This is a genomic window from Streptomyces sp. NPDC015345 (genome assembly GCF_043078805.1).
Lineage (GTDB): Bacteria > Actinomycetota > Actinomycetes > Streptomycetales > Streptomycetaceae > Streptomyces.
Genome location: NZ_JBIBTX010000014.1, coordinates 88,437 through 104,611, shown reverse-complemented (window position 1 = coordinate 104,611; position 16,175 = coordinate 88,437). Strand labels below are relative to the sequence as shown.

Annotated in this window: 14 protein-coding genes and 1 pseudogene; 12 read left to right on the top strand and 3 right to left on the bottom strand. The window is 66.9% G+C overall.

Going from position 1 to position 16,175, the window contains the following annotated elements:
• Positions 1 to 455 precede the first annotated feature (455 nt).
• The 6 genes from cas3 to cas6e all read left to right on the top strand — a co-directional run bounded on the left by cas3 (position 456) and on the right by cas6e (position 8,618).
• Positions 456 to 3,266, top strand: coding sequence for a CRISPR-associated helicase Cas3' (gene cas3, locus ACF062_RS37605; RefSeq protein ID WP_392144485.1), 2,811 nt, complete (start codon positions 456 to 458; stop codon positions 3,264 to 3,266).
• A 274-nt stretch (positions 3,267 to 3,540) separates the two neighbouring features.
• A complete protein-coding gene (gene casA, locus ACF062_RS37600; RefSeq protein ID WP_392144483.1) occupies positions 3,541 to 5,172 on the top strand; it encodes a type I-E CRISPR-associated protein Cse1/CasA in 1,632 nt (543 codons plus the stop codon).
• The gene (casB, locus tag ACF062_RS37595; protein WP_392144481.1) at positions 5,169 to 5,762 is read left to right on the top strand and encodes a type I-E CRISPR-associated protein Cse2/CasB; all 594 of its coding nucleotides are present in this window, start codon (positions 5,169 to 5,171) and stop codon (positions 5,760 to 5,762) included. Before casA ends, casB begins: the two co-directional genes overlap by 4 nt.
• Before the next feature lie 53 nt (positions 5,763 to 5,815).
• Positions 5,816 to 6,982 (top strand): type I-E CRISPR-associated protein Cas7/Cse4/CasC, encoded by a 1,167-nt coding sequence (gene cas7e, locus ACF062_RS37590; protein WP_392144479.1) that lies wholly within the window; start codon positions 5,816 to 5,818, stop codon positions 6,980 to 6,982.
• Positions 6,979 to 7,779, top strand: a complete 801-nt coding sequence (gene cas5e, locus ACF062_RS37585; protein WP_392144477.1) for a type I-E CRISPR-associated protein Cas5/CasD — start codon at positions 6,979 to 6,981, stop codon at positions 7,777 to 7,779. Before cas7e ends, cas5e begins: the two co-directional genes overlap by 4 nt.
• 8 nt (positions 7,780 to 7,787) lie before the next feature.
• Complete coding sequence (gene cas6e, locus ACF062_RS37580; RefSeq protein WP_392144475.1) at positions 7,788 to 8,618, top strand: type I-E CRISPR-associated protein Cas6/Cse3/CasE; 831 nt, start codon at positions 7,788 to 7,790, stop codon at positions 8,616 to 8,618.
• 403 nt (positions 8,619 to 9,021) lie between these two features.
• On the opposite strand, the gene ACF062_RS37575 is transcribed toward cas6e, so the two are convergent.
• Complete coding sequence (locus ACF062_RS37575) at positions 9,022 to 9,936, bottom strand: hypothetical protein (RefSeq protein WP_392144473.1); 915 nt, start codon at positions 9,934 to 9,936, stop codon at positions 9,022 to 9,024.
• A gap of 227 nt (positions 9,937 to 10,163) precedes the next feature.
• Here ACF062_RS37575 and ACF062_RS37570 point away from each other — a divergent pair, with 227 nt between their 5' ends.
• Both ACF062_RS37570 and ACF062_RS37565 read left to right on the top strand, forming a co-directional pair.
• A complete protein-coding gene (locus ACF062_RS37570; protein ID WP_392144471.1) occupies positions 10,164 to 10,604 on the top strand; it encodes a hypothetical protein in 441 nt (146 codons plus the stop codon).
• A 1,310-nt stretch (positions 10,605 to 11,914) separates the two neighbouring features.
• On the top strand, positions 11,915 to 12,118 hold the full coding sequence (locus ACF062_RS37565; RefSeq protein ID WP_392144469.1) for a hypothetical protein: 204 nt from the start codon (positions 11,915 to 11,917) through the stop codon (positions 12,116 to 12,118).
• A 97-nt stretch (positions 12,119 to 12,215) separates the two neighbouring features.
• Here ACF062_RS37565 and ACF062_RS37560 read toward each other — a convergent pair whose 3' ends face one another.
• Positions 12,216 to 12,359 carry a DUF6233 domain-containing protein gene (locus ACF062_RS37560; protein ID WP_392144635.1) on the bottom strand — a complete coding sequence of 48 codons (144 nt, stop codon included), beginning with the start codon at positions 12,357 to 12,359 and terminating at the stop codon, positions 12,216 to 12,218.
• A gap of 292 nt (positions 12,360 to 12,651) precedes the next feature.
• Here ACF062_RS37560 and ACF062_RS37555 point away from each other — a divergent pair.
• The 3 genes from ACF062_RS37555 (at position 12,652) to ACF062_RS37545 (ending at position 14,274) form a co-directional block, all read left to right on the top strand.
• Positions 12,652 to 13,522, top strand: a protein-coding gene (locus tag ACF062_RS37555; RefSeq protein WP_392144467.1) for an IS5 family transposase whose coding sequence is annotated in 2 segments (ribosomal slippage) — positions 12,652 to 13,065 and positions 13,067 to 13,522 — 870 coding nt in all. Because the reading frame shifts where the segments join, the coding sequence is not laid out codon by codon here.
• Between the two features lie 58 nt (positions 13,523 to 13,580).
• Positions 13,581 to 13,910, top strand: a complete 330-nt coding sequence (locus tag ACF062_RS37550) for a hypothetical protein (protein WP_392144466.1) — start codon at positions 13,581 to 13,583, stop codon at positions 13,908 to 13,910.
• Between the two features lie 67 nt (positions 13,911 to 13,977).
• Positions 13,978 to 14,274, top strand: a complete 297-nt coding sequence (locus ACF062_RS37545; RefSeq protein ID WP_392144464.1) for a barstar family protein — start codon at positions 13,978 to 13,980, stop codon at positions 14,272 to 14,274.
• Between the two features lie 21 nt (positions 14,275 to 14,295).
• Here the strand turns inward: ACF062_RS37545 and ACF062_RS37540 are convergent.
• Positions 14,296 to 15,153, bottom strand: a pseudogene (locus tag ACF062_RS37540) (IS5 family transposase).
• Between the two features lie 465 nt (positions 15,154 to 15,618).
• Between ACF062_RS37540 and ACF062_RS37535 the strand changes: the two are divergent.
• Positions 15,619 to 15,891, top strand: a complete 273-nt coding sequence (locus tag ACF062_RS37535; protein WP_392144462.1) for a hypothetical protein — start codon at positions 15,619 to 15,621, stop codon at positions 15,889 to 15,891.
• The last annotated feature ends 284 nt before the right edge of the window (positions 15,892 to 16,175 follow it).

Below are 16,175 nucleotides of genomic sequence, written 5' to 3'. Positions count from 1 at the left end.
CGCGCGAGGAGCAGGAACGCGCGGCGATGTAGACGAGCATGAGCGAGGAGCCATCCCCGCAGGCGCGGGGTGCAGGACTTCGGACCCATGGGCGACTTCGTCGGCCTGGGAGCATCCCCGCGGACGCGGGGAGCGGGAGGAGCACGGCAACGCGGTGGCCGACTTGAAGGGGCCACCCCTGGCCTGACAGGAGGAGAACGCAGCCGGTTGGGCGCTGCGGTTGCCTTAAGCAGGTCCCTCCCGCCGGTAAGGACCATGTCAGTACGTCTACCCCAGCACTAACAGTTTGGGGCCATCGGTGAGGTCGGTTGCCCTGCCTATTACGTTGATGCACGATCATATCCCCGCCTTTGCGGGGATGGCTCGGTAGACGAGAGAGCCCTCAACTCGTCCCTGCTATGCAGGGTTTGCCGCAACTCGTTGGCTGTCAGTGCCGGTCTCTATCGTCTTCTCTCATGCTGATCACCGACATTTGTGTGGCTCTTGGCCTGGCTGAGCGGGAGGTGCGGTGCCTGGGCGTGGTGTGGGGGAAGTCCCGGGCGAGGGCTGGCGGGGTCACGAATCTCCTGATTGCTCATATGCTGGATACGGCGGCTGTCGCTGAGCTCATCTGGGATGGTTACCTGGCGCCCCATACCCGTCGTCAGATTGACACCGTTGCCCCTGACGGCGACGGGCGGCGGTTTTTTGCCTGGTTATGCGGCATCCATGACTGCGGTAAGGCGACTCCGAGCTTCCAGCGGGTGGATGGCACAGAGGCCGCGCTGCTCGCTGAGGCTGGTCTCTGCTGGGATACAGGGATGGTCAACCGCAGCACGTCACGGGCGTGGCGTCATGACAAGGCTGGCGGCGCGCTGCTGCGCAGTGTCCTGAAGTCTGCGGGGTGGGGTCGGGAGCAGATTGCGTGGGTGTGGCCTCTCGTTGCTGGTCATCACGGTACGGTCGCTGCTCAGCAGCCGTCGGATCGTACCTACGCGCAAGGTCATGCTCAGGGCAAGAGCCCGGAGTGGAAGACTGTCCAAAGACAGCTGGTGGAGGTTTTCACGCGTGCTCTGGGCTATGACGCCCTCTGTGCCGTGCAGCCCGCCGCAGTGCCGGCCAGGGCCGTGCAGCTCGGTCTCCTTGGGTATGTGGTCATGGCGGACTGGATCGCCTCCGACGAGACTCACTTCACCGGTCTCGATCGGCTCGAGGCGATCTCTTTCGATGGGGCGCGAGCCCGCAGTCGGGCAGCTTGGGCGGCGCTGCGTCTTGAGGGCGGTTTGCGCGGCCTTGAGGGGGCTGGGGATGTGTTCACTTCGCGCTTTGGTCACGGTCCGCGTCCATCCCAGAATCTCGTGGTCGATGCGGTGCGCCGTATGGATGCTCCCGGTCTCACCATCGTTGAGGGGCCGATGGGGGAGGGGAAGACCAAAACCCTTCTTGCCGTTACCGAGGTGATTGCTGAGCGGTTCGGCTTCAGCGGTCTCTTTCTCGGTATGCCGACGCAGGCCACTGCGGATCCCATGCTGGAACAGGTCTGCCGGTGGGCAGACGCTGTCTCTCCCGGTGCCGGTTCCGACGCTGTTCTGCTGCATGGCAAGCGGGCCTTCAACCCCGTGTGGAAGGCGATGATGGATGCCGAGCGCCGGGCTTCCTACGAGAGCGTTCAGGAAGACGGCGACGTCGACTGCTGCGAGCGTGAGCATCATGCGCCGGCGGACTGGTTCTTGGGGGCCAAGCGGGGCCTGCTGGGGCATCTCGTGGTCGGTACGATCGATCAGCTGCTGCATGCCGCTACGCGCACCCGTCATGTCATGCTGCGTCACGCCGGACTGGCAGGGAAGGTTGTCGGCCTGGACGAAGTGCATGCCGCGGACGTGTACATGAGCCAGTTCCTCAAGGAATCCTTGCGCTGGCTGGGACAAGCACGGATCCCGGTCGTTCTTTTGTCTGCCACGCTCCCGCCGGCGCAGCGTCAGGTGCTCACCGACGCCTATCTCTCCGGTGCCCGCAACGAACCCCACTTCACGGCCCCACTTCCCGACGCCGCGGGATATCCCGCCGTGACCTGTGCGTGGCAGGACCCCGCAGCCGTTGCTCCAGTCGTCACCGTCGATGCGTGTGCGCCCTGGCGCCGGGATATGCCGGTCAGAGTGTGTTCCCTTCCGGAGGCAGAGGATCCTGACCAGCCGGTCGTCGACACGCTGCGCGCTCAGCTCGCCGCGGGCGGATGTGCGTTGGTCATCCGTAACACCGTCAAGCGTGCGCAGCGAACGTTCCGGCGGCTGCAGGCCGAGTTCGGTGACGACACCGTCATCCTGCATGGTCAGCTCACCGTCAGGGAACGGGCTGAACGGAGCGAGGACATCATCGCCCGTCTGGGCCCTGGCGATGATCAGCCCCGGCCCGCCCGGATGATCGTGGTCGCCACGCAGGTCGCTGAGCAGAGTTTCGACGTCGACGCTGACGTGCTCATCACCGACATCACTCCCATCGACCTCCTGCTGCAGCGCATCGGCCGTATGTGGCGCCATGACGGCACCCTTCGCCCAGCTGCCATCACCGAGCCCGTCGTCTACGTCACCGCCTGGCACCCGCAGCCTGATAACGGGGTGCCCCGTTTCGAGCGCGGTGCCGAATACATTTACGGCACCTGGCTTCTCCTGCGCACCGCCGCCCTGGTCAGCAGTGCATCGGCCGGTGGCGGGTGGAGCATCCCCGGCGACGTGCCCTGGCTCGTCGCCGAGGTCTACAACGGTGACCCGCTGGTACCGGCGGCATGGCGGGCCGCCGAGCAGCAGGCCTGCGAGGCTTGGCGGCGTGAGCAGGAGCAGCGTGCTGTGAACGCCGAGCGTTATCTGCTGGCCCGTCCTGCGGACCGGGATGCTGTCACTTTGGCCGGCCTGCACTACGCCGCTGCCGATGCTCAGGATGAGCAGCGTCTTCGGGCTGTGGTGCGGGATGGGGAGGATTCTGTCGAGGTCGTGCTGGTCGTGCACACGGCAGGCAGTTACCGGACGCTGGAAGGCACCTCCTTGGGAGCGGCGGGCGAGCTGTCTGGCGGGCATGTCGATGAACTTGCCGGCGACATTTTGCGGCTGCCGGTGGCCCTGACCGGAAATCACGCGCCTGAGTCCTTGGGTCTTGTTCCCCTGCCGGGATGGTCGTCGCATCCGTGGCTTCGTCAGGCGCGGGCTCTTGTGCTCGATGCGGCCCTGGTGGGGCGGGCCGGGCCGTATCGGGTCTCCTGCGACCGTGACATCGGGCTCACCTACGAGAGGTGACTTATGGGGGGGGGGCCGTCGGCTGGGTGCTTCTTGCATGGCCGGTGACGTCATGCGGGGGGGGGCGTCTGGTGCGCATCGTGCGAGCTCCGGCGAGCGGGGCGGGGCAAGTCACCGCAGGTGGGGGGGCGTTGTCAGACCCTTCCGTCATGATGCGCGCAAAGGCGTGGTCTCGCTCCCGACTTGCACGATGAGTCATCTCTCTTCTACGTTGCGTGCTCGACCAGTCGGATTGTCAGACTTCGCTTCAACTGCCTTATCTGGAGGGGCACTTGTGTTCTCATCCTGCCTGATCGACGATCTCGGATGGCTCCAGTTCACCGCGTCACAGGAGCTGCCGCTGCGCGAGTACCTGCATCGCAGTCACGAACTCACTGGCCTGCTTGGTGACGTGCCGACAGTCGCGCCAGCTGTCCGCTCGCAGGTACTGCTTCCCGTCGTGCGGCACGCCCTGGCCGACACGCTCACCCGCGACACCTGGATCGCCACGCTGAACAGAGGGCGCTTCTCCGCAGAGCAGCTCAAGGCGATCGACTGCTATCTCGATGAGCGTCTCGATCGGTTCCGGCTGTTCGACGAGGTGCGGCCCTTCGGACAGGCCGCAGGCCTGAGCCACGCCAAGGGCGAGGCGAAGCCCTCATCGCTGCTGGTGCCGGTCATCGAGTCAGGCAACAACGTACCCTTGTGGAGCGGTCGGACCGACGGCGATCCGCTTCCGCTCACGCCTGCTGAGGCGGTGCGGTGGATGCTGCACGCACAGTGCTGGGACACTGCCGGCCTCAAGGCCGCCGCGGTGGGCGATCCGCAGGCGAAGGCCGGCAAGACGGCGGGCAATCAGACGGGCCCGCTGGGTGCGTTGGGCGTGGTCGAAGTGATCGGGCGAACCGAACTGGAGACCCTCCTCCTCAATCTTCCCTGTGGTCCTCTAGCCGCGGGGGATCTGCCCCAGTGGGACCGTGAGCCGCAGACACAGATCTGGGCTTCCCGCCCGTGTACAGGGATCCTCGACCGCTGGACATGGCCGTCCCGGCGCATCCGCCTCCTGCCCGAGCATACGGAGTCAGGCGCCCTCGTCGTCCGGCAGATCATCCTTGCCGCGGGAGACCGCTGCACCACCGCCCCCACGCCCGACACCGAACCGCGCACCTGCTGGGGCAAGAAGACCGAAAAGAAGAAGGAGATTGTCTATCCGCGGCGGCACCGGCCCTCCGTCGCCGCATGGCGCGGGCTGGAAGCCCTGGTCACTCTCCACCGGGACGGCAGCAAACACTTTGAAACCTCTCTGCTCCTGACCCAGGTCGCCGATGCCCTCGCAGACGAGGACCTGCCGGACGACTACCCTCTGCGGCTCGCCCTGTCGGGCATCGAATATGGCACCCAATCCTCCATCGTGAAGGACATCCTGGGGGACGGCATCCCCCTGCCGGTCGCGGCCCTCACCGCCGACAGCAACGTGCGTGAACACGTCCTCAAAGCAGTCCTCCAGGCCGAATTGATCGCCCGGGCCGTCACCAGCCTGCACCAGCATCTGCTGCAGGCCGTCGGCGGGGAAACACCGTCCACCGGCAAGGGTTCCCGGGCGGGGGACCGTGTCCTGCATGCCATCGACCCTCACGTGCGGCGCTTCTTGGCCGGATGCCAACGCGCGCCGGACAGTGACCTGCTCACCCGCGCCCATCACGCCTACGAAAAGACCCTTGACCGGATCGCCCGCGGGGAAAAGCGCACCATCCTGCGGTCCCTGCCCAGCCAGGCATTCACCGGCCGCACCCGCGTGAACCCGGCAGGCAAGACCGTCATCTTCCGGCAGGCCGAAGCGGAGCGGTTCTTCTACGCCAACCTGCGCAAAACGCTGACCTACCTCTATTCCGACAGCACCGGCCCCAAGGCGGAGGACGCCGCATGACCGACACCACCACTCCCGCCAGTTCAGCACGCGGCGTGAAACGTCGTCCCTGGTATTGGGAGGACTTCGCCCCAGACGGCGCCAAAGCGGGCGAGCTGCCGCCCGGCGGCGATCTGGCCGCCCTCTTCCTTGGGCTCACCCTGGCCGCCGGTACAGCGCCACAGATGTGGCGCTTCTACCGCACCCCCGTAGACGACCAGCACGCCGGTCGCGGCGAGGCGAGCGATGACCAGAAAGCCGAACATATGGCGCTCGCCCTGTTCGCCACACATCAGCAGTCCAAGACCACACTCATGCACCACCAGGGCATCCGCTTCGGCACCGCCGTACGCGCCCTGCACGAGCGCTTCCCCGAGGAGGCGGTCGCCAGCCGCATGTCCGCCGCCGCTCAGGCCCGCAGCCAAAACGCGGTCTTCTTCCACCTCCGCGGACTGATCAGCCAGCTCTCCGTCATCTCCCAGCCGATCGACTACACCCTCCTCCTCACTGACCTCAAGGCGTGGCCCTGGCCCGACGGCCGCTCCCGCGCCATCCGTCGCTGGGGAAGTGCCTATCACGCCTATGTCAAAGAGGACTCACCTTCCACCTGACCGCTCCGCAGCCCGTCAACGTCCATCAACTGCCCACTTCGCAAGGAACACACATGTCCGTCACGCCGACCCGCCGTGCCTTCATCGACATCCACATCCTGCAGACCACCCCGCCCGCCAACCTCAACCGTGATGACGCCGGAAGCCCCAAGGAAGCCACCTACGGCGGTGTCCGCCGCCCCCGCGCTTCCTCCCAGGCATGGAAGCGCGCCAGCCGCATGGCCTTCACCACGCTCGGCATCAACGCCGACGACCTCGGCACCCGCACCAAGCGCATCGCCGCGGACCTCGCCGACCGGCTCGCCGCGCGCACCGGCCTCAAGGAGGAAGCCGCCGCCCGCGTTGCCGCTGCCATGCTCATCCCGCTCGGGGTGACCGCCTCGACCAAGAAGGCCGCCGAAACCGCCTACTTGCTCTTCTACGGACAGCGGCAACTGGAGCAGCTCGTCGGCCTCGTCGCCGACCGTGCCCATACCCTCGCCGAGCTGGAGGACAAGCAACTCAAGGAAGAACTGAAGGGCCTCGACGTCCACAAGGCCATCACCACCGGGCATCCCATCGACGTTGCTCTGTTCGGCCGTATGGTCGCCGACGTCCCCGGTATCAACGTCGATGCCGCCTGCCAGGTCGCCCATGCTCTGGCCACCCATGCAGCTGAACTGGAATTCGACTGGTACACCGCTGTTGACGACCGCAACAAGAAATCCGAGACGGGCGCCGGAATGATGGGCCGCATCGGCTTTAACTCCGCCACCTTCTACCGCTACGCCACCGTCGGCCTCCACCAACTCGAGGCGAACCTCACCGATCCCGCCAAGGCCATCGAGACCGTGGCCGCCTTCGTCCAGGCGTTCACCCGCTCCATGCCCGCCGGCTACGGCAACGCCTTCGGACATCGCACCATGCCCCAGCTCGTCGCCCTCAACCTGCGCACCGACCAGCCCATCAACCTGGTCACCGCCTTCGAGAAGCCCATCACGACCCGCACCGGCGGATTCGCCGCACCCTCCGCACGCGCTCTCGCCCGCGAGTATCAGACCATCGCCACACAGTGGGGCGCCCCCGCCCTGTGGACCGGCATCACCCACAACTTTACCGACGACCCCGACACCACCACCGCGCTCGATGCGGCATTCGGTGAACCCCAGCCCTTCCCCGCGCTCCTTGACCAGCTCACCGACCGCCTGCGCACCCTCGGCCAGGACCAGGAGAGCAAGTGAGCACTCGCACCCTCCTGCTGCGCCTGGCCGCTCCTCTGCAGGCTTGGGGAGACCACCGCGGCCAAATCGAACGCCGCCACACGCAGCCCCTGCCCACCAAATCCGGCGTGATCGGACTGCTGGCCGCCGCACTCGGCCACGACCGGGACACCCCCCTCGGAGACATCGCCCACCTTCGGATGGGTGTCCGAGCCGACCTCCCCGGCACCCTCCTGCGCGACTTTCACACTGCCTCCGACTACTGCGGTAAACCCCTGCCCTCGGCAAAGGTCAACGCCAAAGGCATCCAGACCGCCACCTCACCGCCCAAGTACACCCTCACCTCCGAGCGCTTCTACCTCCAGGACGCCGCCTTCCTCGTCGCCCTCGAAGGTCCCGCCCAACGCATCGAAGAGGCTGCTGCGGCCATCGCTAACCCTGTCTACCCGCTCAGCCTCGGCCGTCGGTCCTGTCCCCCCACCTACCCCTTGTTCCTCTGCGTGGCCGACCTGTCCCTGGACGAGGCTTTGGCCCGCCAGCCCTGGCTCGCTTCGGCCTACGCCCGCCAGGTCTGGGCACACCAGCACGGCGGAGAAGAACCCGCAAAGCCCCCCATCATTCACCTGCACACCGAGGTCGAAGACGAGGCCGGTGACACCGACCGCACCGACCAGCCCCTCACCTATCAGATCAGCCACACCCGCCACACCACCCGGCGTGTGCGTGCCCTTCAGATCCCCATCGCCACCGGATGGGACCCCGACCCCGACACCGACCAACAGAGCGACCACGACCCGCTCGCCCTCCTCGGATGGTGACCCACCCCATGGCCTACCTCTCCCGCATCCCCCTGGCCCCCCTCCGCGAAGGCGCACGCCGCCTCCTCAGATCCCCCCAGGCCATGCACGCCGCCGTCGCGGGCGCCGTCGCCTGGCACACGGAACCCGGCCGGACTCTGTGGCGTGTCGACACCGACACCCCCCACCGCCCGTGCCTGTACGCCGTCACTCAGGTCCAGCCCGACTGGTCACACGTCACTGAGCAGGCCGGATGGCTCATCGATGATCCGAGCGTGAAACCTGCCACCGCCGACTACGCGTCCCTCCTGGGCAAGCTGAAAACCGGTCAGGAGTACGCGTTCCGTCTCACCGCCGCCCCCGTCCAGAACACCCAGACACCGAAACAGATGAGCCCGAACCAAATGAAGAAGGCTGCGGAAGCCGAAGCAAAGGGCGAACGCAGACGCGGCTTCCGCCTCGGGCATCGCACGGCGAAGCACCAGCTCGCATGGCTGACCGCCAGGGTCAAATCCCACGGCTTCGAGCTGCGAGAGCTCCCGGCACAAAGCCCTGCGACGCCCAGCATTCTGCCCCTTCTCGACACGCCGGATGACGACCTCCAGCCCGTCCTGGATGTCAGCGTCACTAGGGCGGAGCGGCGGGTCTTCACCAAGACGGACACCAGCAACGGGCAGCCTCTCTACAAGAACGGGAAGCCGGTCAAACGTCAGGTCACCATCCAAACCGCCACATACAACGGCACTCTCCGTGTCATCGAACCGATCGATCTTGCGCGAACCCTGATCTCCGGCATCGGTCCCGCCAAGGCCTACGGATGCGGGCTGCTCACCCTCGCCCCGCTTGCCGACAAGGCATAGACACCCGGGCCCGATATCTCCCCAGGACCTGCCGCGCGCTTCTTCTTGATCTGCCCCATCGGCGGTCTCTCTTGCTCATCGGCCGGCCCTCGCCGGTCAACGAGCAGTCGGCAACTGCGGACGCGACCTCGCCGCGCGGCCGGCTCCGCTCGTGCGCTGAACCGAACGCGGGTCACAGCCGGGTACGCAGCAGGTCAGGTACACGGCTGGTCGGGCCCAGCCAGACGGCGACATCCTGGTCGATGTACTCGATCAGGTGCAGGATCTCGGTGGGCGTCTCAAACCGAAATGCCTGTCGCCGTCGATCTGCGTCAGCGTGACAGGCGGCGTGACACCTCTGCGGGCACGGAACCTCGCACCCAAAGCGGACAGGCCCCCTGTGGGTGGTATCCAGGCCGGGACGTCAGGCGCCCGGTGGCTGGGCTCCGCCCCAAAGCGGGTCCTCGCCGTCGTGGAGGACGGCGCGGGCCTTGGTACGGAAATCGATCAGGGCGCGGTGCAGGCCCCATGTGGCGGCCTCGAACTGCGGGTCGCGGGGGCCGATGACACGTCCCTCGTGCACGCAGTAGCGCAGCAGTTCACGGGCCTGGTCGACAGTCAGCAGCTCGGCTCGCAGCGCCTCGGCGATGGAGTCCCGCGCATGGCTGAGTGCCTCGAGGAGCGCGGCCTGGTCGGCGGAGGACGGCGGAGGGGGCATGTTCGGACGGGCCGCCCACCGCCCGAGAGCCTGCTGCCGCTCGGGTTCTGCCGTGCTGTGGTGCGTGGCCAGGAACGGGCGCCACTGCGGATCGACCTTTTGCGCGGTGACCGCGAGAAGGCCAAAGGCGATCTCCAGGGTGTTCGCGGCGCGGACCTGCTCGGGGGTGAGGCCGTCGGGCGTCCGATTGGCGGTGGCGATGACGTGCTGCGCCCGCAGGAGATCACGGTGGTCGATGACGTACCGGCCGAGCTGTGTGGCGCACTGCAGCAGGTGTATGGCCGCGGATTCGAGGACGCGGGGGCCCTCCAGCTCGACCAGGGCAACCGCGGCTTCAACTTCGGCGGCGACGTCGTCGAGCGCGTCGGGGGTGGCACTCCCGTCGATGAGGAGTTCCGCGCGGGTCTTGTAGGCGCGTCCGGCCGCCAGCGCGCCGGCGTAGACAGGGCGTCGGGCTTCACGGGCCTGCTGCCGGAGGGTGGCGGTGGCCTGGGTCGCGGCGGCATCGCGCGCGGCCTCGCCGTGGGTCCGGGCTGCTCTCAGGGTTCCGGCTATGCCGAGCGCGACGCCGAGCAGGGCGCCACCGCCGCCGATACACGCGGATAACACTTCGGGCTGCATGCGGGTGATCGTGCCGCATCCCCAGCCCTGCCGTCGCCGGAATCCCGCTGGGGGCAAGCGGACACCCCCACCGGGACGAGGACCGCGACCGCCGCGGCGACGCAGCGCCGATGCCTGATCCCCCTGCCCCGAACATAAAACGACCTGCGTCTGTCAGTGCCCCGGGGCACACTGACGGGCCCAGGGCGGCAAACGGCCGTCCCGGTGAAAGGGGCAGGTCACGGCTGATGCAGTCGGCAGCGGAGAAGGTTCGGGTGGGCGCGGCGGCTGAAGCGGCAGTGGAGGCAGCCCTCGCTGTCGCAGGCTGGGAAGTGATCAACCTTAATGAGTTGGCGAAGAACTTCCGATTTGCTGACCTTCTCGCGAAGCAGGGTTCCACACGGCTCTTTGTCCAGGTCAAGGGCACAACGACTAGCGAGGGAAAGTTCGGGGCCTTGCCCGAACGCGCGCAGGGCTTGGACAGTCTCGCTGAGCACCTTGACGCGATCGCGCTCTATGCACTTGTCCATCTGACGCCGGATGGGCCAGTCATCCGATTCGGCCACGCTCAGCAAGTCGCCTCGCTTGCGGCCGAGCGGATCGCTGCCTACCACGGCACACTCCGCTACCACCTCTTCATCACAGACTTCACCTATGAGGCCGCGGACCTTGCTGAGTTCGTTGAGTGACCGATAGGCCAGGGCAACAGCAGAGACTTGAGCGTGTTGCCTCCCAGAGTCACCACAGTGGGCGTCTGGTCTGCAGGTCTTCATCCTGAGGCAGGCAAAAGAAGCGAGATAAGCCAGGACCTGGACGCCGTCCTGATCCTCTGGTTGATCGCTGGGCCGTAGCCACCGCTGCCCAGATCAGTCCCCCTTGGACGCCAAGGCGCCGGCGAGGTCGGTCCCGCCGCAGCCGACGAGGAGGTCCAGGAGCAGCCCGGCCAGCATCCAGGCGTACGGCTCCACCCAGGGACGGGCGGTGAGACAGGAGACGATAGAGCGGCAGGGCGGTGGTCCTTCGTCCAGTTCATGGGCCGGACCGTCACACCCGAAGCGGACACCCCGCCGAACGGGGGGGAGGACGTGAGGGAGACTGGAGCGCCCGGCGGTGCGCCCCGTGTCCGGCCGATGCTGCCACCGCCGGGCACCATCAGCAGTCAGCCCAGCGGGTCCATAACTGTGTCCCGCGCGGGCGCCGGTCGTTGGGCGCGATGACGTTCTCCGCAAACGTTCGGTGCCCGCTGCGCGGGTGGTGTCATGTGTCCCCGGCGGAGTCGCCTCGTGGGTCCGTCCCCGGGAGCGGCCCTCATGCGGAGCGGCGTCCAACCGGGCGCATGACACAGAAGGGGTTCTTTCCTCGGGAAAGAACCCCTTTGCTGTTCCCACAGGCCTTCAGGGGAATACCTGTACGGCACTCAAAGTCGCAGTTCTCCGTCGGAGGAGATGAGATCGCCAACTCCGCCCAGACGGAGCCAACCTGATAGGCGCAACAAGCGCCGCTAACCTGCACGCCAGCGGCAAGTTCGGCAACGCGCGGTAGCACTCCCTGCTCGCCAAGGATGAAGGCCGACGACGAGTTCACCAACACGAGAAGTGCTAGGCGCAGGTCGCCGCCCATCCTCCAGGTACGTGCCTGACCCACATTGCGCTGTGGGTTACGTCACATGGGTGAACGTGGTTATGTCTGCCCATAACCACGCTCTGACCTGGGCTTTTTGAGTGCCCGTCAGGGCAGGCAAGAGGATGGCGCAGACCATACACGAACACGCAAGCCGCCCCTTTCCTCCGTCCGGTTTGTCCCGTGTCCCGCCGTCCGTGCAGGGGCGACAGAGCGACCGGCTGTCAACGCCACTGAGTAACGTGGTCTCTCACCGAAAACCCTTCGGTACGACGAAGGGAGACCTCTTCGCTGGCCCTGGTTGGTCGCCCCGGCCGCAGGGAGGTCTCCCTCTCGTCACGTCGAGGTGGTCCGTCCTGCTGTGAGGAGAACTGACCGAGTGACGTCCATCGACCGTACCCCAAGCCCGCCCCCGGAATCGCGCCCGGACCGGCTGGCATGGGCCATCATCGTGACCGCGTGCCTGTCGATCGTCGCTGTGGTCGTACTGGCACTGACCGCTCATCCGGAAGCCGCCACCGCCGTGGCGGCCATCGGCACCGCCGTCGCCGGTCTGCAGGTCACCGCCCGCAACCGCCCGTAGGGCATTGTTGGACGCGGTTCCCGGACACCCGTGCCGTCCCGGCAGTCCGCCGGTCGCAGGGTGTCCCGGAACCGAGCGACTGTTACCGGGGCGGGGGCTACTCGTCCGTGCGCGTGCCGAGCAGCGGAAGCAGGGCAGCCGCAGCCTCGCACTCCTTACACGCCCGGGCCCCGGGCCGTTCCAGCGCGTCGAGCGCCTGGTCCAGATTCAGCTCCGCGGCACCTCCGGGGTGTCGGTCCAGTCATACAGGTGCACCACTGTTCCGGCCACCCGGCCCCGGAACTCGCTGTACCGGCCCGGGCCCACCGGGTGTCCGGCTCCGCCCGCGAGGGGAGCGGGTGCGTGGGCACGTCCGCGTACGACTCGCCCTCGACGGGCACCGCCTCGGACGCCGAGAGCCACACCCGGTACTCGCCCGGCACGTCGCCCCCGTGTCATCCGAGTACTGCCACAGGGGGATACCCACCCAGTACCGCTAGGTCGTGTTTTAGAAGTGGCTGCTGTGCCATGCCTTGGGCCGTGATGATCTCGGTGTGGGGCGAGGGGATCTTTCGGATGGCCAGTGGGCGGTGCTGGAGCCGTTGTTGGCGGTTGCGGTGCTGGGCCGGCCGTCGTGGCATCGACGAAAGCAGATCGATGGGATTCGCTGGCGGGTGCGGACTGGGGCACCGTGGTGGGACGTTCCAGCGGAATACGGGCCGTGGCAGACCGTCTATGGGCTTTTCCGGCGCTGGCAGCGCGGTGGTGTGTGGGCACAGGTGCTCACAGGTCTGCAGACCCGGGCTGACGCGGCCGGGCTGATCACTTGGGAGGTGAACGTCGACTCCACGATCTGTCGTGCTCATCAGCATGCTGCCGGTGCCCGGCGCGACGGGCAGAGGCAGAAGGAACCGCCGGGCGGCAGCAGTCCCGAGCCCGACGACCATGGCCTGGGACGCTCACGTGGCGGGGGGGACCACGAAGATCCATCTCGCCTGCGAGCAGGGACTACGGCCGTTATCGGTGCTGATCACGGCTGGACAACGCGGTGACAGTCCGCAGTTCATCGCCGTACTGGAAGCCATTCGCGTGCCCCGGCTCGGGGCGGGTCGTTCTCGCGTCCGTCCGCTGCGGGTGCGGGGTGACCGGGCCTACTCGTCCCAAGCCAATCGTGCCTATCTGCGACGCCGGGGCATCCGGTGCACCATCCCGGAACCGACTGATCAGGCAGGACATCGAAGGCGCCGGGGATCAACAGGCGGACGGCCTCCTGCCTTTGACCGCGAGGACTACAAGGCTCGTCATGCGGTCGAGTGCGGGATCAATCGCCTCAAGCGCAACCGGGCTGTGGCCACCAGGTTCGACAAACTGGCTGTGCGTTACCTGGCGGTCGTCCAAGTCGCAGCGATCGACGAGTGGCTGTAGTCCGCCCCATGCGATGCTGACTTGATCGGATGTCGGGCACAGGGAGAGGACCGTTCCGATGGGGGCCAGAGGCTATGGCGTGGTCAGCGAGAACGGTGACCGCATTGAGGGCGCCTCCGAGGACGCCTTGTTCGAAATGATCAGCGCACTCGACGACACGGACAACACGTTCATTGTCGTCGAGCCCGATACGGACGATCCAACCTGGTTCGCGTCTGTGGCCATCCTGGACGAAGGTGGATACGAGATCGTCCGCCGCGACTCAGCCCATCACGAGCACAGGGTGCACAAGGAAACGGACATCAGCCGCATCGCCCTCGACCTCATCGTCTGGCTGGCCGCACGCAACATTCCAGGGCGGCCAGCCAGACGGATCACCGACTTCTAAAACACGACCTAGGGACTGTCCCTTTGAACGGTCGGTGACCCGTGGTGGGGCTGGTTAGTCTGCTGCGATGACGGACAGCCAGCTGATCGTTGACCTGCGTGGTCGGCTGATCGAGACACTCAACGACTTCTGGGACGCGGTGAGCGAGCCGTGCGGGCTGCCAGAGTGGTTCGGCCGGAACCTGGACGCGTGGTCGGACACGATCGAGACCCGGGGCATCTCTGAGGTGATCGACAGCCACGACATCCTGATCGTGCACGTCGACCAGCAGGGTCTCTTCGATGGGCACCGGCAGGAGGCCAACGCCTTGGCCAGCATCTTTGACGGAGAGCAGAACCGTCTCGTCGTCCATGGGCTGGCCTGACGAACTCTTCGGACGCCTTGCTCAGCGCTGGGTCCAGATGAGGATGGCAGCGAGATGGAGTGCGGCCTGGTAAGCGATGGCGAGTGTCCGTGCGCATTGCGAGGCCGCGCCACTGCTTGAGTCGGGCGATGCACCGCTCGACAGCATTGCGCTCCTTGTATGTCTCAGCGTCGAAGCCGGGCGGGCGGCCTCCGGCGCGGCCTCGTCGCAGACGGTGGCCGATCTGGTCGGCGGGCTGCGGGATGACCGCACGGATGCCGCGTCGACGGAGGTGCCCACGGATCGCGCGGGAAGAGTAGGCGCGATCCGCAAGGACGATCGCGGGGCGGGTTCTTGGCCTGCCGAGTCCTCTTCGCGGGATCCGGATTCTGGCCATGACCGCCTCAAAGGCCGGGGCGTCACCGGCCTGGCCCGCGGTGACGTGGATAGACAGAGGCCGTGCCCGGCTATCACTGGCCAGGTGGACCTTCGTACTCAAGCCACCGCGGGAACGTCCGAGCGCGTGGTCATCGGGCTCGGAGCGGCCAGGCACCCCCTTTTCCTGGCTCCGGCCGAATGCTGGTGAGCCCGGCAGACGGTGGAGTCCACCGAGACTGTCCAGCCCACGTCGTCATCGGCGTCCGCCACAGCAAGGACGGCTGCAAGGATCCGTGCCCATGTACCGTCCACGGCCCACCTGATCAGGCGTTTGTGTGCGGTTTGAAAGGGACCGAGCTCTTCTGGCAGGTCGCGCCAGGGCGAGCAGGTGCGGTACTTCCAGGCGATGGCCTCAAGGGTCCGGCGGTGGTCGGCCCACCGTCGTCCACGGACCGGATCGGCCGGCACCAACGGCTCGATCCGGTCCCACATCGCATCAGTGATCACTAACCGGACAGGCATATCCGATCAACTGATCAACCCATCAAAGAGACACGCTCTAGCAGGCGGCCAGGCCGAGCCGTCCGCCGTGTGCGTGTTCTGCGGCGGCGCTGCCGGTAGCGGTTTGACGCCCCCTCGCCGTTTCCTGTCCGTTGCGGTCGCCATCACCGCGAGTACCGCGCGAGGCGCAGGCAGATCTGTCCAGCGCCAAGTCCCGCCTGTCTTCAGCCGATTCCTGGGTGGAGCGGGCGGGCAAGGAGGCCGACAAGTGCCGTCGGGCCGTGCCGCCCGTCTGGAGACCAACCGGCGGATCGAGGAGGCCTCGTCCGCGAAGTCGTGGAGGTTCTTGGCCAGGCCGCGGACCCGATGCGGGTCGCCCGGCGTCGGGTCCTTGTCGAGATCGAGGACATGCCAGTCCGACGGCCGGTGTGACACGGTTTGAACCCCCGGTTTTGTCGGCCCACCGGCGTTGATGGTGTGTGAGAAGTGCTGGCCGACCTGCCATTTGGTGGCGTCTTCGGGAGGGATGGCCTGTACGCGGATGTTCTCGATGCTGGAGACGTAGTCGACGCGGCGGCTGCCGTCGTAGGCGAAGCCGATGATCCACTGGTCGAACCAGAGCCGGCCGATGGACTGGCTGCCCCGCTTGTCGCGCAGGACCAGGTCGTAGGGGCGCTTCTGGCAGCTCTCGAAGCGCGACTTGATCCAGCCCTTGGCGCTTTTGGCCTTCTCGGCGCGCTCGGCGCACTGCTTGCGTAACTGATCGTTTCAGAATGAGTTCAGCTGTGGGTCTTGTGCTCCATGATCTTGGCCAGCAGGGTGTCCGGGGTGCGTGCCGCGGCGCCCCATACTGCTCGCGACCTCATTCTGAAACCATCAGTAACTGGCGCCCGAGCTACGAGGTTGGCGAGGCATCGCGCGAACTGACCGGTAACAAGGGGGGTGTGCTTATCACGGTGGTCGCGAAGTCCCCTCTACCTCGGCGTGGCCCGCGGCAATTGGCAGGTCCGGTGGTGGGCGCAACAGGGGCTCGTCCGGCGCCC

Bases quoted from the DNA above. Each gene is read 5' to 3' on its own strand.
- ACF062_RS37545 (WP_392144464.1), top strand. From the start codon at position 13,978: ATGACGGACAGCCAGCTGATCGTTGACCTGCGTGGTCGGCTGATCGAG.
- ACF062_RS37575 (WP_392144473.1), bottom strand. From the start codon at position 9,936: ATGCAGCCCGAAGTGTTATCCGCGTGTATCGGCGGCGGTGGCGCCCTG.
- cas7e (WP_392144479.1), top strand. From the start codon at position 5,816: ATGTCCGTCACGCCGACCCGCCGTGCCTTCATCGACATCCACATCCTG.
- ACF062_RS37570 (WP_392144471.1), top strand. From the start codon at position 10,164: ATGCAGTCGGCAGCGGAGAAGGTTCGGGTGGGCGCGGCGGCTGAAGCG.
- cas3 (WP_392144485.1), top strand. From the start codon at position 456: ATGCTGATCACCGACATTTGTGTGGCTCTTGGCCTGGCTGAGCGGGAG.
- casB (WP_392144481.1), top strand. From the start codon at position 5,169: ATGACCGACACCACCACTCCCGCCAGTTCAGCACGCGGCGTGAAACGT.
- cas6e (WP_392144475.1), top strand. From the start codon at position 7,788: ATGGCCTACCTCTCCCGCATCCCCCTGGCCCCCCTCCGCGAAGGCGCA.
- ACF062_RS37550 (WP_392144466.1), top strand. From the start codon at position 13,581: ATGGGGGCCAGAGGCTATGGCGTGGTCAGCGAGAACGGTGACCGCATT.